Origin of the sequence: Hyphomonas sp. GM-8P (genome assembly GCF_003263315.1) — a bacterium.
Lineage (GTDB): Bacteria > Pseudomonadota > Alphaproteobacteria > Caulobacterales > Hyphomonadaceae > Hyphomonas.
In genome coordinates this window covers 92,346-116,473 of the sequence record NZ_AWFE01000116.1, presented here as the reverse complement: position 1 = coordinate 116,473, position 24,128 = coordinate 92,346, and the positions used below count along the sequence as shown (strand labels likewise).

Below are 24,128 nucleotides of genomic sequence, written 5' to 3'. Positions count from 1 at the left end.
CCCTTTTTCCCACGGACTCACCGTCTAATAGTCATAAGCGCCCTGACGGGCTTGTTTTTTGTTTTTGGGAAAATTGCCATGGGCACCGATGGATCGAAAAAACTGCTTCAGGTTCTCGGTGGAGAGCGATTTGAACAGCCACCAGTTTGGATGATGCGCCAGGCTGGGCGGCACTTGCCCGAATATCTTGAGCTCCGGTCCCGGGCGAAGAATTTCCTCGACTTCTGTTACACGCCTTCGATGGCAGCTGAGGCGACGCTTCAACCCATTCGCCGCTACGGGATGGATGGAGCGATCCTGTTTGCCGATATTCTGCTGATCCTGGACGCGATGGGATTGGGCGTGAAATTCGAAAAAGGCGTTGGTCCGCTTGTAGAACAGATTTCCGGACCGGCTGACCTCGACCGCGTACCGGCTGTCAAAGCGGCCGACAGATTGTCTCCCATCTATGAAACCGTGTCCCGTGTGCGAGAGGGCCTGCCGACGGAAACAGCATTGATCGGGTTTGCCGGGTCGCCTTGGACAGTCAGCCTTTATGCTATCGAGGGGCGCGGAAAGACCGACAAGTCCGATGCCTGGCGTTGGGCACATGGCCGGCCGAAAGATCTGGCAGCGGTCATGGACAAGGTTGGCGAAGCGACGGTGGAGTACCTCGCCCGCCAGGTGGAAGCCGGTGCCGAAGCGCTGATGCTGTTTGACAGCTGGGCAGAAGGCCTGCCGGACAATATTTTTCGCGAAGTCATCATCGCACCAACCAAGAAGCTGGTCGCCCGCCTCCGCGAGCGCGGTGTAACCGTGCCGGTGATCGGTTTCCCGAGGGGCGCAGGCGTCATGCTGGAAGCCTATGCCAAGGAGACCGGCGTGACCGCGGTCGGGCTCGACACGGCGGCTGTGCCTTCCTTCGTGAACTCTGCGCTTCCAGCTGACATGCCGGTTCAGGGCCATCTCGATCCCCTGCTACTGATCGAAGGCGGTTCGCGCCTGGACGACCGGGTACGGGAATTGATGGCAGCTTATTCCAGCCGCCCCCATATCTTCAATCTTGGCCATGGCGTCCGTCCGGAGACGCCAATCGTAAACGTCGAGCGCGTTCTGGAGATTCTGCGGAGAGGATGAGTATGGGCCGGAAAATCGCCGTCGTATTGTTCAATCTGGGTGGACCGGACAAGGCAGAGTCTGTCCGTCCATTCCTTAAGAACCTGTTCCGCGATCCGGCCATCATCACCGCACCGCTGCCAATCCGATGGTTCCTGGCGCGGCTGATCTCGCGCACGCGGGCCCCAAGCGTGATCAAGAATTATGCGATGATGGATGCGGGCGGCGGGTCTCCCCTTCTCCCTGAAACAATGGAACAGGCTGAAGCGTTACAGGCAGAATTGGCGAAGCGGCTACCGGAAGACGAGGTGCGCTGTTTCATCGCCATGCGCTATTGGTATCCATTCACTGAGCAGGCCGCGAAGGATGTGAAAGCCTGGGGCGCGGATGAAGTCATCCTGTTGCCGCTCTATCCACAATTCTCCACGACGACGACGGGGTCCTCGCTGACAGCCTGGAAGAAGGCTTACAAGGATCCGGTCCGGACCGTTTGTTGTTACCCGTTTGAGGAAAACTTTGTTTCGGCTCACGTCGAGCGGATCATGCAGGCCTGGGAAAAAGCCGGCCGGCCGGAGAATGTCTCCCTGCTCCTGTCCGCGCACGGTCTGCCGGAAAAGATCGTGAAAGACGGAGATCCCTATCAGTGGCAATGCGAAACCATGGCGGAGATGATCACGGGGCGTGTGCCGCGTGATTGGGAGGTCACTGCCTGCTACCAATCCCGGGTTGGCCCACTGAAATGGATCGGCCCGCCGACCGAGGAAGTGATCGCCGAGAAATCGAAGGCCGGGAAAAACATCCTGATCGCCCCAATCGCCTTCGTGTCGGAGCATATCGAAACCCTGGTCGAGCTTGGCGAAGAGTACCGCCTCGTTGCGGAAGAACATGGCGCAGCGAGCTATACGCGTGTCGAGGCGCTGGGCACTCATCCGGAATTCATTTCCATGCTGGCTGGCGAAACGCTGGAAGCGCTGGGCATGAAAACGCCAATGCGTTCCTGTGGCGGCGACCGGCTCTGCCCCCATGAGTTCAGCGGATGTCCACACAAACAGCCAATCCGCAAAGCCGGCCAGGCAATCAATCCGCAATCCTGAAGGATCGGCAGACATGCTCTACAACTGGATCAAGGCCGCACATTTGATCTTCGTCATCGCCACGATGGCGAGCCTGATGATTTATCCGCGCTACAAGATCCACCAACTGGCGAGCCAGCCTGGCGAACCCCTGTTTGAAACCATGAAGTCTGCTGCCAACAAGCTGCGCCTGATCGTCATGAACCCTTCGATTATCCTGATCTGGGTATTCGGCGGGCTTATGTTGTGGATGAACCCGGCCCTGCTGTCTCAGCCGTGGATGCATGTGAAACTGTTGTTCGTGACCCTGATCACCGCCATGCACGGTTACTATGTTTATGTTGGCAAGCGAATTGACCGCGGTTCGTCGAAAGTGTCTGCGAAGACTCTGCGCATGCTGAACGAAGTGCCGTTCCTGATGATGATTGTCGTTGTGATCATGGTCCTGGTTCGACCGCTCTGACCGAGCCGGTTGCGCGCGAACTCTTGACGAACAGGGCATCCTGAGCCCATAAGCCCGTCAATCCGGTGCACAGTCCTTGTGCCTTGCGACATCTTTCCCGTCGCCCGGGCCTCCCAAAATCCGTCTCCCGCAGACCCCTACAATTGGAATCCATCGGCATGGCCTCTTCGATGCTCGACAACGTCACAAGCGTGACTCTTCGTGAACTCAAAGCGAAGTCTCCGGAAGAGCTGCTCGCCTACGCGGAAGAACTGGAAGTCGAGAACGCCTCCTCGATGCGGACGCAGGATATGTTGTTCGCAATCCTGAAGGAGCTGGCCGACAGCGAAGTGGAAATCACCGGCCAGGGCGTGCTGGAAGTCCTGACCGATGGCTTTGGCTTCCTGCGCTCACCGGAATCCAACTACCTACCCGGCCCGGACGATATCTATGTCAGCCCGGAAGTTCTCAAAAAGGGCAATATCCGTACAGGTGACACGGTCGAAGGGCCGATTGTGGCCCCGCAGGACAGCGAGCGTTACTTCGCCCTGACTGACGTTTCGCGGATCAACTTCGAAGAACCGGACAAGGCCAACAAGAAAGTCCACTTCGACAATCTTACGCCGCTCTATCCGGAAGAACGCCTGCGCATGGAAAGCCAGGATCCGACCCGGAAAGACCGTTCCGGCCGCGTCATAGATATCGTCGCGCCGATCGGCAAAGGCCAGCGCGCCCTGATCGTTGCGCCGCCGCGGACCGGTAAGACGGTGCTACTGCAGAACATAGCGTCGGCCATCGAAGAGAATCACCCGGAATGCTACCTGATCGTCCTGCTGATCGACGAGCGACCGGAAGAAGTGACAGACATGCGCCGTACGGTGAAGGGCGAAGTTGTTGCTTCGACCTTTGACGAGCCGGCGACCCGCCACGTCCAGGTCGCCGAAATGGTGATCGAGAAGGCCAAGCGTCTTGTTGAGCACAAACGCGACGTCGTGATCCTGCTCGACTCGATTACGCGTCTTGGCCGGGCCTACAACACGACGGTCCCCTCCTCCGGCAAGGTCCTGACCGGCGGTGTCGACGCCAACGCTCTGCAGCGGCCGAAGCGTTTCTTCGGTGCCGCGCGGAACGTCGAAAACGGTGGGTCGCTGACCATCGTCGCAACCGCTCTGATCGATACGGGCAGCCGGATGGACGAAGTCATCTTCGAGGAATTCAAAGGCACCGGTAACTCCGAAGTCGTGCTCGACCGGAAGATTGCCGACAAGCGGACCTTCCCGGCCATCGACATCATGAAGTCCGGAACGCGGAAAGAAGAACTCATCACGCCGCAGGACCAGCTGTCGAAGATCTATATCCTTCGCCGTATTCTGGGACCGATGGGCACAAACGATGCCATCGACTTCCTGATCGACAAGCTGCGTCAGACGAAGACGAACGACGAATTCTTCGAAGCGATGAAAAACTGATCGGAGGCGTTTGGTCATGAGCGAGCGCGACACGATCTGCGCCCTCGCTTCGGGCCAGCCCCCGGCCGCCATCTGCATTCTCCGTCTGTCGGGCGACCGCGTCTGGAAAATTGCCGGCGCCCTGCTCGAGTGCGGGTTGCCGGAACCGCGCCATGCCACACTCACCCGGTTTCGCGATGAAGACGGAAACCTGATTGATGAGGGCCTCGCCCTGTTCATGCCGGGGCCGCATTCCTACACAGGCGAGGACACGCTGGAGCTCTATCTTCATGGTGGGCCCGCAGTGATCAAACACTCACTTGAGGCGTTGGCCCGGCAGCCTGGGGTTCGCCTGGCGGAGCCTGGAGAGTTCACACGCCGCGCCTTCGAGGCTGGCAAGCTGGACCTGACAGAAGCTGAGGGCGTGGCCGATATCATCGAGGCCGAAACGGAAGCGCAAAAAGCCCAGGCCCTGCGCCAGCTGACAGGCGGCCTGACAGAGACCTATGATCGCTGGCGCGCAGAGCTGACAGGTGTGCTCGCGCTGATCGAAGTCATGGTCGATTTTCCGGACGAAGGCGACACGCCGGAAGACACGGTCCGACCGATTCTCGACAAACTGGATCTGATCATCGCTGAGCTCGAAGATGCACTCGGCGACCGGGGAATTGGCGAAAAGATCCGGGATGGGTTCCGCGTCGCGATCGTCGGACCGCCGAACGCTGGCAAGTCTTCCCTGCTCAACCGGATCGCCCGGCGTGAAGCGGCCATCGTGACAGATATTGCCGGTACGACCCGGGACGTTGTTGAAGTCCGTCTGGTGCTTGGTGGACAGGTCGTCTGGCTGGCGGACACAGCAGGCCTCCGAAAGACAGCAGACGTCGTTGAAGCGGAAGGTGTACGCCGGGCAGAGCGTGCAGCACGCGAAGCAGATCTCCGCATTCATGTCATCGATGGCGCCAATCCTGCCACGCCAGCAGGACCCGTTGAAGATCTGGATATCGTCGTCTTCAACAAGGCCGATCAACGGTCAGGAGCGTCGGCACCAGGGGATGCCCTGCTCGTCTCGGCAGCGACCGGTGAAGGGATTGAAAAACTCGAATCCCTGATCGGAGCATTTATCTCCAACCGCGCCGCCTCCGTAGAAGCCCCGGTCATTACACGGGCACGGCACAGGGAGAAACTGAGCGCCGGTCTCGCCAGTCTGGTTCAGGCGCGCCAGCTGTTGGAAGACGATATGGGCGCCGAACTTGCAGCCGAAGATGTGCGCATGGCCCTGCGCCAACTGGGCGCCGTGATCGGGACGGTTGGTGTTGAAGATATTCTGGGCGCTGTCTTCTCCCAGTTCTGTATCGGCAAATGACCCCTAGGGTTTAGCGGCCCCCGGCGTTATATAGCCCGCTCATTATCCACAGGATGAACAGAGCCATGACGGGAACCTCCCGCTTCGATGTCATTGTAATTGGCGGCGGCCACGCCGGATGCGAAGCCGCATCCGCGGCCGCACGCTATGGCGCAAGGACAGCGCTCGTCACGCACAAGATCTCGACAATCGGTGAGATGAGCTGCAATCCGGCCATCGGTGGACTCGGCAAAGGGCATCTGGTCCGGGAGATCGACGCGCTAGATGGTTTGATGGGCCGGCTGGCCGACAAGGCGGGTATCCAGTTCCGGATGCTGAACCGTTCGAAAGGCCCGGCGGTGTGGGGTCCGCGATCGCAGATCGACCGGAAGCTCTATCGCCAGGCGATGCAGGAAGCGATCCTGAACCATGAGAATCTGACGGTCATTGAAGATGGCGCTGAAGACCTGATCGTGGAAAACGGCCAGGTCGCAGGTGTGATAGGCCTGACCGGCGAAGAATACAGGGCGCCGAAAGTCGTTATCACGACAGGGACTTTCCTGAAGGGTGAGATCCATATCGGGGCAAAGCGGATTCCTGCCGGACGTGTGGGCGAGGCGCCTGCCATCGGCCTGTCGGACCGGCTGTACAGTCTGGACCTGCCGATGGGCCGACTGAAAACCGGCACGCCTGCCCGTCTCGATGGTCGCACCATTGCATGGGACCGGCTGGAAATGCAGCCCGCCGATGATGAGCCAGTACCCTTCTCTTACATGACCGACCGGATCGACGTCCCGCAGATATCTTGCGGGATCACGTGGACCACACAGGAAACCCACGCGATCATCGAAGAGAACATGGAACAATCCGCCGTCTATTCCGGCGCAATCGCCGGGCGTGGACCGCGCTATTGCCCGTCGATTGAAGACAAGGTGAACCGGTTTGCAGACCGCGACCGGCATCAGGTGTTCCTGGAACCGGAAGGTCTCGACGATCACACGGTCTATCCGAACGGCATTTCGACGTCGCTTCCAGAAGATGTTCAGGAGCGTTTTGTCCGTACGATCCCCGGACTGGAGAGCGTGAAGATCCTCCAGCATGCCTATGCCATCGAATATGATTACGTCGATCCGCGAGCCTTGAACGCGTCACTCGAAGTGAAAGCGCTGTCAGGTCTTTATCTCGCAGGCCAGATCAATGGGACGACAGGTTATGAAGAAGCTGGTGCCCAGGGTCTGATGGCCGGTCTGAACGCTGCCCGCGCGGCCGGCGGGAAAGACCCAATCATTCTGGACCGGGCTGAAGCCTATATTGGCGTTCTCGTCGATGATCTGATCACCCGCGGCGTGACGGAGCCCTATCGGATGTTCACATCCCGGGCCGAATACCGCCTCGCCCTTCGCGCGGACAATGCCGATCAACGGCTCACAGAGAAAGGGATCGAAGCCGGATGCGTTGGTGAAACACGCGCGGCGATGTTTCACGTGAAACATTTGGCCCTGTCGGAATCCCGAAAAACGCTCCAAACCCTGTCATTATCCCCGGCGAAAGCCCGGGAGGCCGGGTGGAATGTTAATCAGGATGGTCGCATCCGCACCGCTTGGGAATATCTCGGATACAAAGACATATCCCTCGAGACCCTTTCCAAAGTCTGGCCGGAGCTTTCGGACATCGATCCGGCCATCGCGGCGCAATTAGAAATCGAGGCGCTCTACTCCGGTTATATCGAACGCCAGGCCGGGGACGTCGAAGCGCTTCGCCGGGATGAGGCTCTCCGTATTCCCGACGCGATCGACTATTCGGCGATTGGTGGTCTCTCGAACGAGGTCCGTCAGAAACTCGAGGCCATCCGACCGGCCACACTCGGACAGGCGTCCCGTATCGAAGGTGTGACGCCGGGGGCGCTAACCGCGCTTCTTGGTCATGTGAAACGCCGCCGGAAGACAGGCTAGAATATGGAAAACCAGGATCGCGCGGCCTTTCTGGCCGCTGAGGATGTTTCACGTGAAACACTCGACCGGCTCGACCGTGTCATCGACACGCTGGATGCCTGGCGGCAGCGGAGCAATCTTATCGGACCGCGGGAGTGGCCCGTGATCTGGACCCGCCACGTCGCCGACTGTTTCCAGCTTCTGGATCATCTTCCAGAGGACGCAAAAGTCGTCGACCTCGGGTCTGGCGCCGGATTTCCAGGTCTGATCATCGCGGCTGCGCGGCCGGAGGGCCATGTAACCATGATCGAGAGTGTCGGAAAGAAATGTGGCTTCCTTCGTGCGGCAATTGAAGCGGCCGGCCTGAAGGCAACCGTTCGTCAGGAACGCGTGGAATCCACCGGGCCGATTGCCGCCGATTATGTCACTGCGCGAGCTTTTGCACCGCTTCCGAAATTGCTCGACTATGCGGCGCCATGGTTGAAACAGGGTGCAACAGGGCTTTTCCTCAAGGGCGAACGCTGGAAAGAAGAATTGACGGAGGCCAGCCAAACATGGAACTTCGCTTATGAGGCGATTCCAAGCCGGGTTGGTGGGTCAGGTACAATTCTGATTGTCAGGGAGCTACGAAGTGGCAGGCATTAGGCCCAGAATCTTTGCCGTCGTGAACCAAAAAGGTGGCGTCGGTAAAACAACAACTTCGATCAATCTCGGGACGGCGCTCGCCGCCGTTGGCCGCCGTGTTCTCATCGTCGACTTCGACGCTCAGGGCAACGCGTCGACGGGACTTGGGATCGAGCGGACGGACCGCGCAACAACGTCTTACGATATTGTCGTGGATCGTTTGCCGCTGGAGCAGGCGGTTCTGTCGACCATCGTTCCTCGCCTGGACATCGTGCCGGGGGATGAGAACCTGTCCGGCGTCGAGACGGAACTGGCCGCAGACCCGCATCGGTCCTATCGACTTCGCGAAGCGCTCCATAACTATGTTGATCGCGCCGAAGAGCAGGGCCTGCCGCGCTACGACTATATTCTCATCGACTGCCCGCCGTCGCTGTCGGCGCTGACGATGAATGCCATGACGGCGGCCGACGCACTGCTCGTCCCGCTGCAGTGCGAGTTTCTGGCACTGGAGGGCCTCAGCCAGTTGCTGCGGACCGTAGATGTTGTGCGTCAGGGCCTGAACCCGAACTTGGAAATCCAGGGCGTTGTGCTGACCATGTATGATCGCCGCAACAATCTCTCCGATCAGGTTGCTGATGAAGTCCGCGCGTTCTTCGGTAACAAGGTCTACAATACGGTGATCCCGCGCAATGTGCGCCTGTCGGAGGCGCCATCCTTCGGCAAGCCGGCGCTCCTCTATGATTATCGTTGTCCCGGCAGCGAGGCTTACATCCGCCTCGCGTCGGAAGTTCTTCAGCGCGAGAAGGCACGGGCGGCCTGATCAATATGGCGAACGAACCGAAACAGAAACCAAGCCGTCTCGGCCGGGGCCTGTCTGCCCTGATCGGTGAGGTCGAAGCGTCTACGCCCGCAAAGCCGGAATCTGGTGCTGCGCCGTCGGCGAATGGCGTCAATGAGATCTCGATCAAGAGCATCCGCCGGAACCCTGCACAGCCGCGCCGGACGTTTGATGAAACGGCCCTGCAGGAATTGGCGGAATCGATCCGCACCAAAGGTATCCTGCAGGCGATCCTTGTCCGTCCCGATCCGAAAGAGCCGGGCAAGTACCAGATCATCGCGGGGGAACGCCGCTGGCGCGCGGCCCGGCTTGCCGGCCTTGAATCCATTCCGGCCGTCGTCCGGAACCTCGATGAGCTGGAACTGCTGGAAATCGGAATCATCGAGAACGTCCAGCGCGCAGACCTCAACCCGATTGAAGAGGCCGAAGCCTATGAGGCGCTGATGAGCCGGTTTGGCCGGACGCAGGAAAGCCTGGCGAGCAGCGTCGGCAAGAGCCGGGTGCACATCACCAATACGCTCCGCTTGCTCCAGTTGCCGGAGGCCGCGAGGGCCTATGTGCGTGAAGGCAAGGTCACCGCAGGCCATGCCCGCGCCGCGCTCGGGGCACCGGATCCGGAAGCTGTGATCGAAATGGCAGCGGAGCGTGGCCTCAGCGTTCGCGAAGTTGAGGCCCTGGTCAAAGGGGCCAAGGATGGCGGGACGCTTGAAGCCAAGCCCGCCAAGTCCAAGGCACCGGAAAAGGATGTCGATACCGAAGCGCTTGAAGCGGACCTCATGCGCCAGCTTGGCCTGCAGGTGGATATCCGGCACGGCAAGAATGGCGGTGAGTTGCGCATCAAGTATCGTGATCTGGAACAGCTGGATGATGTCTGTCGCCGGTTGACCCGCAAGAAGGCTTAATCTTATCGGGCGGCTTCAGCTGCACGCGCGAGATCATTCATCAGTACACGAACAACAGCATCTGTGCTGCCACCTGCGCGCTTCGCTTGCGCTTCGGCATCATAGATCCGTTCCAGGACGCGCGTGAGACGGCGAACCGGCCATTTGCTGAGGCGGGCGCGATAGGCGGGCCATTCGCTTTGCCAAACAGGCGGGCGCAGTTTCATATTTGGACTGGACTGGCCTTCTTCGATCCGGACATGCGCGTCCAGCATGCGGCGCACCTCAAACTGAAGGGATCGCAAGACGCTGATACCTGCGGTACCGGCCATTGCGAGTTTTTCGAATGCCGCATTGGCGGCGGCCGGGTGGCCGTCGAGCGTGGCGGAGATCGCGGTGGACAGAGTCTGCTCGAACTCTGTTGCACAGAGTGCGCGGATATCAGCTTCTGAAACAGATCGGCCGAGACCACGCGCGTACAGCGCGAGTTTCTCGATTTCAGAATTTGCCGCCATGCGGTGACCAGGCAGGTCGCCGACGAACAGGCGAAGGGCGTCCGGGTCGATATTGACCCCGGCTTCCGACAGCGCCTGCTTGGCGCGTTGCTCGATATCGACGCCCTCATCGGCGAAGAACTGAAGGCAGGCGGTTCGCTTTGCAGATTCCGCGGCAATTCGAAGTTTGGACTTCTTCTGCAGGCTACCAGCTTCTATGAGCAAGTGCGCGCTGAACCGGCGGTCGGCTTTGTCGCCTTCCTCGATCGCGTCGATCAACAGCTTGGCGATCTTGTCTCCGCTGGTGCGCACGCGAACGACACGCGGATCGCCCAACAAAGAGACGGCTTCCAGCGCATCGAAAAGAAGGGCTGGCTCTTTCCGGATTGTGTCGTCGTCCAGCAGGGTGACGTCGGCATGTGCACCTTTGCCTGCCCATGCGGAGATCAGCAGCTGGCCGTTATCGCTCGCAAGGCCTTCATCTTCTCCGAAGGCAAGCACGGCCCAGATATCAGGGTCCGGCTTACGGGCGAAGGAAGCAGCCTTCTTGCCCTGGAACAGCATCAGTTCTGCGTCGAGAGCTGTAGCCGAAGATCATCGACAATGCGGCCAGCCAGGACACGCATCACCCGATCGCTCGCATTGGTCTGGGCCGAGATGTCCCCATAGGGCTGGTCCGGCACAGAGAAGCTGGTTTCAGCATCCGAGCTTCCAGTGACCCGGACAGATTCTCCGGCCAGAACATAAGACGCGGCAGCCGTGTAGGACGAGCGGGATGCGGCGCCGTCTGGCTTGAACTGAAGGCGTGTCAGCTGATCATTCAGCCTGACTTCCAGAATTGCTGTTGTGCTCAGGTTCGGCAGGCCCGCTGCGAGTTCCTTCTGAAGTTCACGGCGCAGCATGTAGCCGGCCCGACCCGGGATCTCTTTTACGGTAATATTGCCAGAGGCAAATGATGCGCTGCCGCCGGGCGCATAGACCGGCTGGAAGCCGCAGGCCGGAAGAACAAGAGCGAGCGCGATCAGGAAGCGTTTCATGCCACCACGATATTCACGATGCGGCCCGGCACGACAATGGTTTTCTTCACGGTCTTGCCTTCGATGAAGGACACGACTTCCGGCAGCGCATGCGCGACAGCTTCCACGGCCTCGTTGGATTCGCCCTTCGGCACAGTGATCTCGCCACGGCGTTTGCCGTTGACCTGAACGGCCATGGTCACGGCGTCGTCTTCGGTCAGCGTCTTGTCGGCGATCGGCCAGGGCGCAGCCGAAACAAAGCCTTCACCACCGATACGCTCCCAGCAGGACTCAGCGAGGTGCGGCATGAAAGGTGTCAGGCAGCGCGCCAGCATCGAAGCGCCTTCGAAGCGGGCCCCGATGGCTTCGCCTGCCGACTCGGCTTTTTTCAGTGCGCTGACCCATTCATGGATGCTGGCGACAGCTGAGTTAAAGCGGAATTCCTCAATCGCCTTGTCGATAGCAACGACCGCCTTGTGGCTGGCCTTGCGCACTGTGACGGAAGCGGTGTCATCGGCCGGGTCGGCCTTTTCAAGGTCACCCAGAGCATCGAACACGCTCCACAGACGCTGCGCAAACCTGCCAGCGCCTTCGACGCCGGCTTGTGTCCACTCCACGTCGCGCTCTGGCGGAGAGTCAGACAGGACGAACCAGCGTGCGACGTCCGCGCCGAATTGCGCGATAATCGCGTCCGGATCGACCGTGTTCTTCTTGGATTTCGACATCTTCTCGATCGGGCCGGGCGTCACGAGTCCGCCTGTTGCCTTTTCGATCCAGGTGTCACCTTCCTGCTCGACTTCGGACGGCTGCAGCCATTGTCCGGAAGCCGACTTGTAGGTTTCGTGCGTAACCATGCCTTGCGTGAATAGGCCGGCGAAGGGCTCGCCGCTCGGCAGGTCCAGCTCGCCAATGTCCCGCATCGCACGGGAGAAGAAGCGGGAATAGAGGAGATGCAGCACGGCGTGCTCGATGCCGCCGACATACTGGTCAACCGGCAGCCAGTAGGCGCGCTCTTCCAGGTCGTCCGCACTCGCAAAGCGGGCATAGTACCAGGACGAGTCGACAAACGTATCCAGCGTGTCCGTCTCACGACGGGCGGGCTTTCCGCACTTCGGGCAATCGACATGTTTCCACGTCGCATGCCGGTCCAGCGGATTGCCTGGCTGGTCGAAGGTCACGTCATCCGGCAGGCGCACGGGCAAGTCGCTTTCCGGGACCGGCACCACGCCACAGCCTTCGCAATGGACAACCGGGATCGGGCAGCCCCAATAACGCTGACGCGAGACCCCCCAGTCGCGCAGGCGATAATTCACCGTGCCGGCACCGAGGCCCATGCCTTCAATCCGTTCAATTGCGGTACGCTTGGCGTCTTCGATACCAAGACCATCCAGGAATGCCGAATTGAAGATGGAACCGGGGCCCGTATAAGCCTCGTCGTCTACGGTGAAGCTCGCCCGGTCAGCGCCCGGGGGCAGCACAACCGGTGTCACGTTCAAACCGAACTTGCGGGCAAATTCGATGTCGCGCTGGTCATGCGCCGGGCACCCGAAAATGGCGCCGGTGCCGTAGCCCATCAGCACGAAGTTCGCGACCCAGACAGGCAGCGTCTTTCCGTCCACGAATGGGTGCTTGACCGTCAGACCGGTGTCGAAGCCCAGCTTCTCGGCTTTCTCGATGGCCTCCTCGCTGGTGCCGACCTGTGCGCATTTTCCACGGAAGGCCTTCAATTCTTCCGAATTTTCCGCCAGCTGGATCGTCAGCGGATGATCCGGAGACAGTGCAATAAAGCTCGCGCCGAACAGCGTGTCCGGGCGGGTTGTGAAAATCTCGATGCCGTCGTCGAAATTGGCCGGTGCATCAGCGTCCCATTCGAAGCGCATCTGCAGGCCTTCCGACCGGCCAATCCAGTTCGCCTGCATGGTGCGCACTTTCTCGGGCCAGCGCTCCAGCTTCTGCACTTCTCCCAGCAGATCTTCAGCGTAATGCGTGATCTTGAAGAACCATTGCGTCAGCTCGCGCTGCTCCACCAGCGCGCCGGAACGCCAGCCGCGCCCGTCGATCACCTGCTCGTTCGCCAGAACCGTATTGTCGACCGGATCCCAGTTCACCTTGGAGGCTTTCCGGTAGATCAGGCCCTTGTCCAGCATCTTCAGGAACAGGGCCTGCTGTGCGCCGTAGTATTCCGGGTCGCAGGTTGCGAATTCCCGGCTCCAGTCCAGCGACAGGCCGAGCTTTGCGAACTGGGCCTTCATCGCGGCGATGTTCTGATAGGTCCATTTGCCGGGATGGACGTTTTTTTCCATGGCAGCGTTTTCCGCCGGCATGCCAAAGGCGTCCCAGCCCATGGGATGCAGCACGTTATAGCCCTTGGCCCGCTTATGGCGCGCGACAACGTCGCCCATAGCATAGTTGCGGACGTGGCCCATATGCAGCCGGCCGGACGGATAGGGGAACATCTCCAGCACGTAGGCTTTCGGGGCGTCGCCCGCTTCCTTCGGGGATTTCGCCCTGAACAGGTCCGCCTTCGTCCAGGCTTCACGCCATTTTTGCTCCGCAGCTTGCGGATCGTACCGGGTGGCCATCGGCCTCTCCCCCTGATTTTTGTCTGATCAGACCGACTTCTAGCCGAGTTGCGAGTTCTTGAGATTCCGCGCGCGGTCAAGGATCGCATTTTCCAGCTGCATCGCGGTTTCCGGGTCGACCGGTGCGTCGACCCATGTGCCGTCCTGATTCACCTGGCGGAATACGGCCACTTTCACGCCATCAGCGCGTAGTCGCGTATCGAGAATGTAGACGGTCGCCTTGATGCGCTCATTTTCGGAGCCCGGGAAACTCTTCCAATCATACACGATCAGGCCGCCGATCGGATCGGTGCTCGAAATGGGCATGTTGGTGAACGTGTCGAGTGAGGCGCGCCACAGATAGGGGTTCACCGTGCCGACATTCTTCGCGGTAACCTGAGCGTCTGCGCTGAGACGCTTGCCACCGCCCTGGCATCCAACCAGTGCGAACATGGCAGCAGCTGCCGCGGAGAAGACATATTTGTTCATGAGGAAAGTTCCCGAGCGCAATACCTTGTAGACCGGCGTTTGTATAACAACACGAGTCTGGGCTCGCCAGTGCTCATGTGTGCAGTATCCCGAAGGAGTTAAGCATGAAACGTCCGATCCTTCTGGCCCTGGTTTCGGTGAGCGCCAGCCTGCCCGCTGCGGCGCAGGAAGACTGGTCGATCTGGGAAACGGACTGGAAGGCAGAGGCCGGGCTCGTGCTGTCGCCTGGTGCGGACGAGCAAGCTCTTTACCGTCTGGGACTTGGCGTCGATACCAATCGTGTCCTGGATAATGGATTGGTGCTGGGTTTCGCCCTTCAGCTGGACGCGCAACAGGATCATCCTGCCCGTGCGGGATTCTCCGGTGTCGTTGCAGATCCGGCGATTGGCATGCCTGCGGTGGCAGGTGCCTTCAGTGGGCTGGCTCAGGCTCCCGGATTCGAAGATGATGGTGTCCGCAGTGAACTACAGACGGCCTATCTTTACGTCGAGGGGGGGTATGGCGAAGTCCGTCTCGGCCGGGATGAGGGCGTTGCGAAGCGCTTCTCGCAAGGTGCGCCATCCTTGTTTTCGACGGTGTCGCTGCACGCTCCGAGACTGGACCCCGACGGGGGGGCGATTGTGCGCACAGATCATGACCTCACCGGTCCGGCGGCGAAAATATCCTACTCCACGCCGCGAATTGTCGGCTTCAAGGGCGGACTATCTTATACGCCTGACGCCAATGTCCGAGGCCTGGACCGGGATCCTGAGCGAATCCTGCCCGGCACAGCGGCCCTTTCCTTGTCGGATGCGGGGGAAGCCAGCCTGAGCTTCAATCACCGCTTCCGGGAAAGCGGCGTGCGGGTACGCGCAGCGACAGCCTGGAGCCGCGCGGATGTCGATGCCTCGCCCGTATCGCCTGTCACTTATGGTACGGTGGAAACCCTGTCTGTCGGCGCGAATGCGGAGTGGAAGAACACCATTGTCGGCGCCAGCTGGCAGAACAGCGATAACGGCCTGACAGGCCTCTCCGGCGATTATTCTGCCTGGACTGCTGGAATTACCCAATCCGCGCTCGGATTCGACTGGGGCGTCGAATATGGCCACGCAACGGACGATACCGCTGGCGTCGAAGGCGAATCCTGGCGGGCCGGACTCGCCCGTCCTGTGACAGACTCTGCCCGAATTGCGTTCGGATACCGGTATGACCAGCTGGATTTCGCGGCAGATGCATCTTCCAGGCCCCTCGGAGGGGACGGAATTGTGATAGAAATCACACTATCGCATTAGTTTATCAGGCGTGTCCGATAATTAATCTTCTGTTTAGGAGATCGGACCCCTAATGTTCGGTGAGGAAAACGGTGCAATTATGCGGCTTGGGCTTTTGCTCACTTGTGTATTCTCGGCGACGGTTCTGGTGATGCCAGCAGCCGCGCAGGAGGATTCCCGCGTGCCGACAGTCACCGTCGATGCGCCGCAGCTTTCCGAAACGCAGGCAGGAAAGGTCGACTGGTACCGCCAGTTCGCTATTTCCAAGCCGGCTGACGCCCGCCCGGTCTGGCAGGCCGAGCCGTCGGAAGACGTTTCCATGCAGTTCTCCGGCAGTGACCGCTGGGAATTCCGGATCGACAAACTGTCCCGCCCGTCTGCAAACCTCTCCCCGCTTCCGCGCCAGGAAATGCAGGCCGGTGCGACCTTCAAGATCACCCCGCGTTTCTCGGTTGGTGGTGAAGTCAGCGTGGGCGCTGACGATCTGAACGCCGTTTCGACCTGGGAAGACCGCGAAGTCGAAACCGGTGTCCGCCTGAAGTCCGCCTTCAAGTTCTAGGGCCGCGCTTTCGGGCCGAACACGGCCTCTATTCCTTCTATTGCTGCAATACCTGCTACAGGTGCGATAAATGATGCCGTGCCGGCATGAACACCACCGAGCGCATAGACCGGCAAGGTGGATGCACGAGCAAGCTTTCGGAATTTCAGGGCGCCGAGCGGCTTGCGGGCGCTGGGGCTGGCGGATGGGAAGGCCGTTGATAGCGGGGCTGCGTCAAACACCGCATTCTGTAATAATCGCAACTGTTGCGGCGTATGTGCGCTCACCGTCATCAAGGCAAAACGATTGCGCCAGCGGCGGGCTTTGCCCCGTTCTGCGAACGGCCAGTGCACACCGTCCGCGCCGACCTGCATCGCAAGCATAGGATCGTTGGCGATCAGCAGTTTCACATGCCGCTTTCGGCAGACTATCGCCAGATCAGCGGCAACTTGTTCGTGCCCCGGCTGACCATAGTGCCGGTAAACCAGACCATGCCATGACGATAGCCGACTAGCGGTGGCGACCGGATCCGGTGTCCGCGCCGGATCGGTCAGGTACAGGATCGGCGGCAAGCCGGATGGCAGGTGCCGCCCCGCGACACGTGCGGCGGTGCGGAGCTTGCGTTCGGCGCGGTTTCGGTCTTCCTGCGTCATCGTGATGACTGATACCGACACGCTCTCCATTGCCAAGCGCCGCGAGGCGGTGCTGGCCGAACTTTCCGACGCTGCCACCCCGCCGCCCCAGCTGGTGGCGGTCACAAAGACGCAGCCCGACGCGGCGATCGAGGAAATCCTCGCGACTGGCCAGCGCGTGTTCGGTGAGAACCGCGTTCAGGAAGCCGAAGCCCGCTGGAGCGGCCGCCGGTCCGCCTACCCGGACCTGGAACTTCACCTGATTGGCCCGCTGCAGACGAACAAGGCCGAGATCGCGGTGCGCCTGTTTGACGTGATCGAGACGCTCGACCGGCCGAAACTCGCCGATGCCCTGGCGAAGGCAATGACGAAAGTGGGCCGCGCCCTGCCCGTCCTGATCCAGGTGAACACCGGCGAAGAGCCGCAAAAGGCCGGGGTCGCGCCGTCGAATCTGAAGCAGCTGCTACAGTATGCGCGTGAGAAGGGTCTCGATGTGCAGGGTCTCATGTGCATCCCGCCAGTGGATGAGCCGGCCGGGCCGCACTTCGCCCTGCTCGCCAAGCTGGCGAAGGAAGCGGGTTTGCCGACCCTCTCCATGGGTATGAGTTCCGATTATGTGACGGCCGCGCGTTTCGGTTCCACCCATGTACGGGTCGGGTCCGCCCTGTTCGGTCCGCGGGATTACGCCTGATCTAGAGCCGGATCTCGATCTCAGACCCGCGCGCAGACAGGCGCAGTATTTCCAGCATGTCTTCCAGCGTCACGGCCACACAGCCCGCTGTCGGGCCCCAGTCCGGCCGGGCAAGATGCAGGAAGATGGCGCTGCCCAGCGACGGAACGGGCGGATCGTCATTGTGTCCGAGTTCAACAATCACATCGTAGATATGGTCTTCCAGCCAGAGATTCTCGTGGCTGGCGGCGTAGGGCAGTTTGACCCAGCGATTGTAGAGTGGGTCATCCGGCGCGTCGCACCAGCCGTCTTCCGGGGTGAGTGGCACGAGCGGCAACAGGGTTTTCGGGGCGTCCAGCCGGTCCGGTCTGTAGAAGACGCGCCGCATCGGCCAGGTGCCCGCAGGTGAAAAGCCGTCGCCTTCCCGCTTGTCTTCACTGGCGATGACGCCGCTGCGACCGACCGAGCACCGGGTTTCCCGTCCGGCCAGAAGGAAGCGTCCGTCTGCATAGGCTATGAAATCCGCGCTCACGGAATCCTCCCGCTCTTGTGATCGTTCGTGCGTTACATTCATATGGCATCGTGATGCGATATGGATAGAAGCAGCACTCACTCGGAACAGGAGAGTCGCATGGCTGCCAAGAAAACGGTCCTTCTGGTGGACGATGATGAAGACCTGCGCGAAGCGCTGGCCGAACAGTTCGAGCTGCACGACAGCTTCGAAACCCTTCAGGCTGCCAATGCGAACGAGGGGATCGAAGCCGCGACCAGCCAGCGCATCGACCTGGTCCTGCTTGATGTCGACATGCCGGACATGGATGGCCGCGAGGCTTGCAAGATCATGCGGCAGAAAGGCGTGCGCGCCCCGGTGATCATGCTGACGGGTCAGGATGGCGATGCCGACACGATCCTCGGCCTTGAGTCCGGTGCGAACGATTACGTGACCAAGCCGTTCAAATTCTCCGTCCTGCTTGCCCGCGTCCGTGCGCACCTGCGCAGTTTCGAACAGTCCGAGGACGCCACATTCAAGGTTGGCCCGTATGAGTTCCGCCCGGCGATGAAGCTGCTGGTGACCGATGAGGACAAGAAGATCCGCCTGACGGAAAAAGAGACGAACATCCTGAAATATCTCTACCGGGCCGGCGGCAAGCCGGTGGCGCGGGATGAGCTGCTGGCGGAAGTCTGGGGCTACAATGCCGCCGTCACCACGCACACGCTGGAAACGCACATCTATCGCCTGCGCCAGAAGGTCGAGCCGGATCCGGCGCATGCCCGCTTGCTGCTGACCGATGCGGGCGGCTATCGTCTGCAGCCGTGATTGTCCGGCCAGCTAAACTTTAACCTGCCTTGATCTGCACACTGACCGGTGCGTGGTCTGACGGTTTCCAACCGCCGCGCCAGCCGAGATGGATCTTGTAGCTGTCGACCAGCGTTTCGGGCAGGCCCGCGGAATTGACCCAGATGTGATCCAGACGGCGTCCGCGGTTCGAGGCCGCCCAGTCTTTCGCGCGATAGCTCCACCATGTGTAGAGCTTCTGATCGTCCGGCACGGCGAGGCGAGCAATGTCTGCAAACTTCGCCATGTTGCGGGAATCTTCCAGCCGCTCGGTTTCTCCAGGTGTGTGGGAGACGATTTTCAGTAACTGCTTGTGCGACCAGACATCGTTCTCATGCGGAGCGACATTGAGGTCGCCCACCAGTACGCGCGGCGTCTTGGTTTGCTTCTTGTAGGCGGGCCCGAGTTTTTCGAGGAAGTCGAGCTTGTGGGCGAACTTGTCGTTCTTCGCCGGGTCCGGCTCATCCCCGCCGGCGGGCAGGTAGATATTGTGGATCTCGATGCCCGCGACTTTCGCGGCAATCACGCGCGAATGGCCTTCCCGGCACAGGTCCGGCGCCTCGATCCGCTCCAGCGGCAGGCGCGAGGCTATGGCGACACCATGGTGCCCGCCTTTCTGGCCGTTCAGGACAAGATGCTTCAGCCCCATCTCGTTGAAGGCCTTTACCGGGAATTCCCCGTCCTGGCACTTGGTCTCCTGAAGGCAGATCACATCCGGATTTTCCTGCGCAACGAAGGCTTCGATGTTCGGGGCGCGCAGGCGAACCGAGTTGATGTTCCAGCTGACGATCTTGAGAGGTTTAGGCATTCGGGCTGCGTAGCATTGTTCCCTGAAACGTCAACGCGCCCGAACGCGGGGAGTTCGGGCGCGCCTGACGCGGTTTCCAACGTCTCGCCGGGAGGGGAAGGCTCCGGCTGCGACAACACGGTGGTTCACAGCGGGGGGGTCGGGTGCTGCGCGGGGTTTGCCGTGTGTCGACAGTTGCAAAGATGTCACTACGGGCGAAAATTTCAAGTAAAATATGTGTTAAGTGCTTGAGTGACTCTTGGTAACACTCGCCCGGAAAGCGTGGGCTCCCGGGGCGAGTGGTTTCGGAATCTGTTGCAGTTGTTGCACTACTCGTCGTCGAAATCCCTGACGATGAAGAGGCGCGGATTGAGTTTCTTTCCGGTCACCACATTGTGCAATTCGACCTGAGTCAGGTTCCCTGCACTGTCGATCGTGCGCCAGCCGGTCAGGTCATGATCCGGACCGCTGAACAACAGGGTCAGCGTGCCGTCCATTTCGCCATCCGGATCGCGAAGGGTCACCGCCGCCTCATCGCCGCTTTCACTGACGTCCACAATCTCGGCCTCGGTCTCGAAATCGAGATTGTCGTCGAGCAGCAGGGCAAGCGGGGTGGAGCCGAGCGGCACGCGGTCGGTCGTCTCCAGTTCGGAGTCCTGCATCGTGACCGTCGTGCCATTGGCGACGATCAGAAGCGGGGAAGGGGCGTCATAGTCGAACCGCACCTTACCGGGGCGGGAAATGGCGAAGCTGCCCGTGCTGGTCGTAAAGTCCGGCGAGAGCTGGTCGAACCGGCCTGAGGCGGTCTTCACCTTCTCCATGGAGGCGGCGATGTCTTTCAGCAGCGCGGTGCGCTGGGCAGCGGTCATACCGGCCGGCGCCGTGGTGATCTTTGTCGGTGCCGCTTCGGGGGTCGCCTGACGCGCCAGCGCGAGGGGTGTGCCGGCGAGGGCGGCAGCAGCAACCAGGGCAGCGAGCTTGGTCTTCATCGAACGGGTCTCCTTTTCGTGACCTTGCGCTTACACTTAATCGCCTGAACCCTGCCTAAACAGGGCGGGATAAAGGTATTTTGGCCGCTTTTCGTTGGCCGCCATTCAGCTTCAGGGCAGGCACGGTGCAAGACCTGACCGCAGATGAACACGCAGGCGTGTCTGTTGTTCTGCTTGCGAAGTCTGGCCTGAACGCCCATCTTCCGGCCAGACTTTGAAGGAATACTAGCCATGGCCGATGCCGCAGCCCTGCACACCAAAGACACCACCGACCAGGAGTTCATGACCGATGTGGTCGAGGCGTCAAACACCCAGCCCGTGATCGTCGATTTCTGGGCCCCTTGGTGCGGCCCCTGCCGCCAGCTCGGCCCGGTGATCGAGAAAGTGGTCGAGAGCCATAATGGCGCGGTGAAACTGGTGAAGATCAATATCGACGAGAACCCGGCCTATGCCGGCCAGCTCGGCGTGCGCTCTATCCCGGCGGTCTATGCGTTCGACAAGGGCCGCCCGGTCGATGCGTTCATGGGCGCGCTGCCGGAAGGCCAGGTGCGCAGCTTCATCGAAAAGCTCGTCTCCGGGACCGATTCCGCCAAGGAAATCGCAGATGCGCTCGCGCAGGCAGAAGCTGCCAGCCAGGCCGGTGATATCGCGACGGCCGCACAGATCTACGCCGCGATCATTCAGCATGACCCGCAGAATGTCGCCGCGATTGCGGGCCTTGCGCGCTGCTACCTCGCCAATGGTGACAAGGAACGCGCCGCCGAAACGCTGGACATGGTGCCGGAAGACCAGAAGCACGACACCGCTGTCAAAGGCGTGCGCATGGCGATCGACATGATGGAAGACGCTCCGGCTGCCGACGAATTCGACGACTTGCTGAACGCCGTCATGGCGGCGCCGGAAGATCACGCCAAGCGGTTTGAACTGGCTGAGAAATACGCAGCGGCCCAGCGCTATGGCGATGCGGTCGATCACCTGCTGATTATCCTCGGATCCAAGATGGATTGGGAAGAAGGCAAGGCGAAGGAAAAGCTGCTCCAGATTTTCGAAGCGGCGGGCCCGACCGATCCGGCAACAGTCGACGGACGCCGCCGTCTCGCATCCCTTATGTTTGCCTGAGGCAGCCACCTCCCGCATAATGCCGTGATGCGAGGGGGCAACGGCGCCCCGGAGGCAGAATGAGCAGCGTAACCTATCACTCGGTGGATCAGTTGCCGGACACATTGACCGTGTTCCCGCTGCCGGGTGTCGTGCTGTTTCCCCACTGGCATCTGCCGCTCAACATCTTCGAGCCGCGTTACCTGAACATGGTCGACGATGCGATGGCCGGAAACCGGCTGATCGGCATGATCCAGAGCGTTGGCGGTGACCGCCAGAAGCCGGACCTGATTGGCGTTGGCTGTGCCGGGCGCATCACGTCTTATTCCGAAACGGATGATGGCCGTTACCTGATCACCCTGGCCGGCATTGCCCGCTTTCGCGTGCTGGAGGAGCTGGATGTGATGACGCCCTACCGTCAGGTGCGTCCGAACTGGGCGCCTTATGCGAACGATCTGAAACCCGATTCTGTGGTCGGTCTGCCATCGCGCGAGGATCTGGTCGCCGCACTGCGCAAATATGTCAGCAGTCACGACATGAAGGCGGATTGGGATGCGGTTGAAGTGGCTCCCGTCGATGCGCTGGTTCAGGCACTGGCCGCGGGCAGCCCGTTCTCGGTGATGGAGAAGCAGGCCCTGCTGGAAGCGCCCACGCTGAGAGACCGGGCCGACATGCTGATCACAATCCTGACAATGGATTCCGCTGGTCCAGATGACGGAACCCTGCAATAGGACGCCCATGACTGACGACACTTCCAGCACGCGCCGGCCCCATTCGGGCGTTGATCCGCGCCTTCTTGAAATCCTCATCTGCCCGCAGACGCGCCAGCCGCTTCACTACAATGCGGAAACGGATGAACTGGTCTCGCCCAAGGCACGGCTGGCTTATCCGATCCGGGGCGGTATCCCGATCATGCTGCCGGAAGAGGCGCGCGACCTGGACTTGGAAGAGGGCGGGGCATGAGCGCCATGGCCTGGCCCCTGAAGCTCGTCTTCCGCAAATCGGATGGCGCGCTCTATGCCGAATTCGATGACGGCAAGTCCGGTTCGGTTAGCTACAAGCGGCTTAGAGAACAGTCTCCGTCAGCGGCTGTACGCGGCCATGGTAGCGGGCCGCCTCCGCCGCAGGCGCCGGTGCCGGACGATATCAGTGTGCTTCGCGCCGACCCGGTCGGCCGTTATGCGCTCCGCATCGTCTTCTCGGACGGGCACGATAGCGGGCTCTATAACTGGGATCTGATCCGAAAACTCACCGTCGGCGACGAGGCCGTTACTGCATAAGGCTCGGCAGGTGCGGCTGGTCGGCGCTGGCCTGACGCGCCATCGCCCGGCGTAGCGGACCGATCTTGTTGGCCGCCGTCAGGGCAAGACCCCGCAGGGGTTTCAGCACAGCATTGTCGTTTGAAAAGGCCCGGTCGATCACATCCATGAACAGGGCCACGCTCGTCATGTCGAAGCGGCGCCATTGCTGGTAGCGCTCCAGGGCAGGCGCGGCACCATGGTCGAGGCCCACTTCACGCGACTCGACCATGATGTCGATCAGGGCAGCGACGTCCTTGAAGCCGAGGTTCAGGCCTTGTCCGGCCAGCGGGTTGATCCGGTGCGCCGCATCGCCCAGCAGGGCCACACGCGGCCCGGTCATTGCCCGGGCAAGGCGCATTTTCAGCGGATAGGAGATGACAGGCCCGTCGATCGTCATATGTCCGGCGAAATCCTCGAACCGCGCATTCAGCTCCGCCTCGATGTCCTCAACCGGCATCTTTGCCAGCGCTTCGGCGGCGCCGCGCTTCATGTACCAGGCCAGATTGGCCCGGTTGTCCGGCATCGGCAGGGTCGCAAACGGGCCTTCCGGCATGAACAGCTGGCGGGCGATGCCTTTATGCGGACGGTCCAGTTTCACATTCGCGGCGAAGACGGATTTTCCATAATCATGATCCTCCGTCCCGATGCCGAGGGCATCGCGAACCGAGGAATTCACCCCGTCGCAGGCGGCGACCAGCCGGGTGCGGATCCGGGTGCCGTCTTCCAGCACAACGGTCGCCGGACCGGGCCCGTCTTCCAGTCCCTTGAAGCGGGCGCCATTAAGGATAACGAGGCCCTGATCAGTGCCTGCAATCTGACCAGCAACCTCGTCCAGGGCCTTCTGAAGGTCTGCTGACGGGACCATTTGTCCTAGAGGTTGGCCGTCATCATCGTCCGGAAGATCCTCATTTCCGAAGATCACACCGGGGGCGCCGAAGACATGACTGCCTCCATCGGTGGCTTCCAGCCCATTCAGAGCCTCTGTTGTCCCTTCGAGCAGGGGGTGAACCCCGGTGGCCCCCAGCATCCGCCAGCTGCCGCGAACTATAGCAAATGTACGTGTATCCGTTGCAGGCGCTGCAGAAGGATCGCGCGCATCAATCAGGATTGTTGAGAAGCCGCGCTGGACGGCCAGAACCGCCAGAGAGGTGCCAACAGGACCGGCCCCGACAATAACGAGGTCTACAGGTTCGTTGGAGGCGAGGGATGGTTTCGACATGGTGACTAGCTACGCCTGTCTTAATCCTCCGTCTAGCGGTGGTAAGGAATTGGGCGTTTCGCCGCAACGCTGCA

Annotated in this window: 26 protein-coding genes; 17 read left to right on the top strand and 9 right to left on the bottom strand. The window is 60.8% G+C overall.

What is annotated here, in order from left to right; translation table 11 throughout:
• The first annotated feature begins 78 nt into the window (after positions 1-78).
• From hemE to HY26_RS16850, 9 genes are all read left to right on the top strand, one after another.
• Positions 79-1,116, top strand: coding sequence for a uroporphyrinogen decarboxylase (hemE, locus tag HY26_RS16890; protein ID WP_112074179.1), 1,038 nt, complete (start codon positions 79-81; stop codon positions 1,114-1,116).
• Between the two features lie 2 nt (positions 1,117-1,118).
• Positions 1,119-2,189, top strand: coding sequence for a ferrochelatase (hemH, locus tag HY26_RS16885; protein ID WP_112074178.1), 1,071 nt, complete (start codon positions 1,119-1,121; stop codon positions 2,187-2,189).
• Between the two features lie 13 nt (positions 2,190-2,202).
• Complete coding sequence (locus HY26_RS16880; protein ID WP_112074177.1) at positions 2,203-2,631, top strand: CopD family protein; 429 nt, start codon at positions 2,203-2,205, stop codon at positions 2,629-2,631.
• A 158-nt stretch (positions 2,632-2,789) separates the two neighbouring features.
• A complete protein-coding gene (gene rho / locus HY26_RS16875) occupies positions 2,790-4,079 on the top strand; it encodes a transcription termination factor Rho (protein ID WP_369802201.1) in 1,290 nt (429 codons plus the stop codon).
• 16 nt (positions 4,080-4,095) lie between these two features.
• Positions 4,096-5,421 (top strand): tRNA uridine-5-carboxymethylaminomethyl(34) synthesis GTPase MnmE, encoded by a 1,326-nt coding sequence (gene mnmE, locus HY26_RS16870; RefSeq protein ID WP_112074176.1) that lies wholly within the window; start codon positions 4,096-4,098, stop codon positions 5,419-5,421.
• Between the two features lie 65 nt (positions 5,422-5,486).
• Positions 5,487-7,352, top strand: a complete 1,866-nt coding sequence (gene mnmG / locus HY26_RS16865; RefSeq protein WP_233351670.1) for a tRNA uridine-5-carboxymethylaminomethyl(34) synthesis enzyme MnmG — start codon at positions 5,487-5,489, stop codon at positions 7,350-7,352.
• A gap of 3 nt (positions 7,353-7,355) precedes the next feature.
• Positions 7,356-7,976, top strand: a complete 621-nt coding sequence (gene rsmG / locus HY26_RS16860; protein ID WP_112074174.1) for a 16S rRNA (guanine(527)-N(7))-methyltransferase RsmG — start codon at positions 7,356-7,358, stop codon at positions 7,974-7,976.
• Entirely contained in the window at positions 7,972-8,775 is an 804-nt protein-coding gene (locus HY26_RS16855) for a ParA family protein (RefSeq protein WP_034767098.1), read from the top strand. Before rsmG ends, HY26_RS16855 begins: the two co-directional genes overlap by 5 nt.
• A 5-nt stretch (positions 8,776-8,780) precedes the next feature.
• A complete protein-coding gene (locus HY26_RS16850) occupies positions 8,781-9,695 on the top strand; it encodes a ParB/RepB/Spo0J family partition protein (RefSeq protein ID WP_112074173.1) in 915 nt (304 codons plus the stop codon).
• Positions 9,696-9,697: 2 nt separating this feature from the next.
• On the opposite strand, the gene holA is transcribed toward HY26_RS16850, so the two are convergent.
• From holA to HY26_RS16830, 4 genes are read right to left on the bottom strand one after another with little or no spacing between them, the layout of a single operon-like run.
• The gene (holA, locus tag HY26_RS16845; protein ID WP_112074172.1) at positions 9,698-10,732 is read right to left on the bottom strand and encodes a DNA polymerase III subunit delta; all 1,035 of its coding nucleotides are present in this window, start codon (positions 10,730-10,732) and stop codon (positions 9,698-9,700) included.
• Positions 10,732-11,205 carry an LPS assembly lipoprotein LptE gene (lptE, locus tag HY26_RS16840; protein ID WP_065383182.1) on the bottom strand — a complete coding sequence of 158 codons (474 nt, stop codon included), beginning with the start codon at positions 11,203-11,205 and terminating at the stop codon, positions 10,732-10,734. The genes holA and lptE overlap by 1 nt, the downstream gene beginning before the upstream one ends.
• Positions 11,202-13,766 (bottom strand): leucine--tRNA ligase, encoded by a 2,565-nt coding sequence (gene leuS / locus HY26_RS16835; protein ID WP_112074171.1) that lies wholly within the window; start codon positions 13,764-13,766, stop codon positions 11,202-11,204. The genes lptE and leuS overlap by 4 nt, the downstream gene beginning before the upstream one ends.
• A gap of 39 nt (positions 13,767-13,805) precedes the next feature.
• On the bottom strand, positions 13,806-14,234 hold the full coding sequence (locus HY26_RS16830) for a DUF3576 domain-containing protein (RefSeq protein WP_034766926.1): 429 nt from the start codon (positions 14,232-14,234) through the stop codon (positions 13,806-13,808).
• Between the two features lie 104 nt (positions 14,235-14,338).
• Between HY26_RS16830 and HY26_RS16825 the strand changes: the two genes are divergently transcribed.
• Both HY26_RS16825 and HY26_RS16820 read left to right on the top strand, forming a co-directional pair.
• Complete coding sequence (locus HY26_RS16825) at positions 14,339-15,505, top strand: porin (protein WP_112074170.1); 1,167 nt, start codon at positions 14,339-14,341, stop codon at positions 15,503-15,505.
• Positions 15,506-15,635: 130 nt separating this feature from the next.
• Positions 15,636-16,043: an NtrZ family periplasmic regulatory protein gene (locus tag HY26_RS16820; protein WP_158531546.1), complete on the top strand. Its 408-nt coding sequence runs from the start codon at positions 15,636-15,638 to the stop codon at positions 16,041-16,043.
• On the opposite strand, the gene HY26_RS16815 is transcribed toward HY26_RS16820, so the two are convergent.
• A complete protein-coding gene (locus tag HY26_RS16815) occupies positions 16,040-16,675 on the bottom strand; it encodes a thiamine phosphate synthase (RefSeq protein WP_158531545.1) in 636 nt (211 codons plus the stop codon). The two genes, HY26_RS16820 and HY26_RS16815, sit on opposite strands and share 4 nt — an antisense overlap.
• Before the next feature lie 4 nt (positions 16,676-16,679).
• Between HY26_RS16815 and HY26_RS16810 the strand changes: the two genes are divergently transcribed.
• Positions 16,680-17,345, top strand: a complete 666-nt coding sequence (locus tag HY26_RS16810; RefSeq protein ID WP_112074198.1) for a YggS family pyridoxal phosphate-dependent enzyme — start codon at positions 16,680-16,682, stop codon at positions 17,343-17,345.
• 1 nt (position 17,346) lies between these two features.
• Here the strand turns inward: HY26_RS16810 and HY26_RS16805 are convergent, their stop codons facing one another.
• On the bottom strand, positions 17,347-17,856 hold the full coding sequence (locus HY26_RS16805; RefSeq protein ID WP_233351669.1) for a L,D-transpeptidase: 510 nt from the start codon (positions 17,854-17,856) through the stop codon (positions 17,347-17,349).
• A gap of 99 nt (positions 17,857-17,955) precedes the next feature.
• On the opposite strand from HY26_RS16805, the gene HY26_RS16800 reads away from it, so the two are divergent.
• Complete coding sequence (locus HY26_RS16800) at positions 17,956-18,642, top strand: response regulator transcription factor (RefSeq protein WP_034766915.1); 687 nt, start codon at positions 17,956-17,958, stop codon at positions 18,640-18,642.
• Positions 18,643-18,661: 19 nt separating this feature from the next.
• Here HY26_RS16800 and HY26_RS16795 read toward each other — a convergent pair whose 3' ends face one another.
• Both HY26_RS16795 and HY26_RS16790 read right to left on the bottom strand, forming a co-directional pair.
• The gene (locus HY26_RS16795) at positions 18,662-19,468 is read right to left on the bottom strand and encodes an exodeoxyribonuclease III (protein ID WP_112074168.1); all 807 of its coding nucleotides are present in this window, start codon (positions 19,466-19,468) and stop codon (positions 18,662-18,664) included.
• Between the two features lie 308 nt (positions 19,469-19,776).
• A complete protein-coding gene (locus tag HY26_RS16790; protein ID WP_112074167.1) occupies positions 19,777-20,436 on the bottom strand; it encodes an outer membrane lipoprotein carrier protein LolA in 660 nt (219 codons plus the stop codon).
• Between the two features lie 231 nt (positions 20,437-20,667).
• Between HY26_RS16790 and trxA the strand changes: the two genes are divergently transcribed.
• The 4 genes from trxA to HY26_RS16770 are packed head-to-tail and all read left to right on the top strand — an operon-like array spanning position 20,668 to position 22,814.
• Positions 20,668-21,555 (top strand): thioredoxin, encoded by an 888-nt coding sequence (trxA, locus tag HY26_RS16785; RefSeq protein ID WP_034766909.1) that lies wholly within the window; start codon positions 20,668-20,670, stop codon positions 21,553-21,555.
• 59 nt (positions 21,556-21,614) lie between these two features.
• Positions 21,615-22,265 (top strand): LON peptidase substrate-binding domain-containing protein, encoded by a 651-nt coding sequence (locus HY26_RS16780; protein ID WP_034766906.1) that lies wholly within the window; start codon positions 21,615-21,617, stop codon positions 22,263-22,265.
• Between the two features lie 7 nt (positions 22,266-22,272).
• Complete coding sequence (locus HY26_RS16775) at positions 22,273-22,497, top strand: Trm112 family protein (protein ID WP_034766904.1); 225 nt, start codon at positions 22,273-22,275, stop codon at positions 22,495-22,497.
• Positions 22,494-22,814: a DUF971 domain-containing protein gene (locus tag HY26_RS16770; protein WP_112074166.1), complete on the top strand. Its 321-nt coding sequence runs from the start codon at positions 22,494-22,496 to the stop codon at positions 22,812-22,814. The genes HY26_RS16775 and HY26_RS16770 overlap by 4 nt, the downstream gene beginning before the upstream one ends.
• Here HY26_RS16770 and HY26_RS16765 read toward each other — a convergent pair.
• The gene (locus tag HY26_RS16765) at positions 22,804-24,054 is read right to left on the bottom strand and encodes an FAD-dependent oxidoreductase (RefSeq protein WP_034766900.1); all 1,251 of its coding nucleotides are present in this window, start codon (positions 24,052-24,054) and stop codon (positions 22,804-22,806) included. The two genes, HY26_RS16770 and HY26_RS16765, sit on opposite strands and share 11 nt — an antisense overlap.
• Between the last annotated feature and the right edge of the window lie 74 nt (positions 24,055-24,128).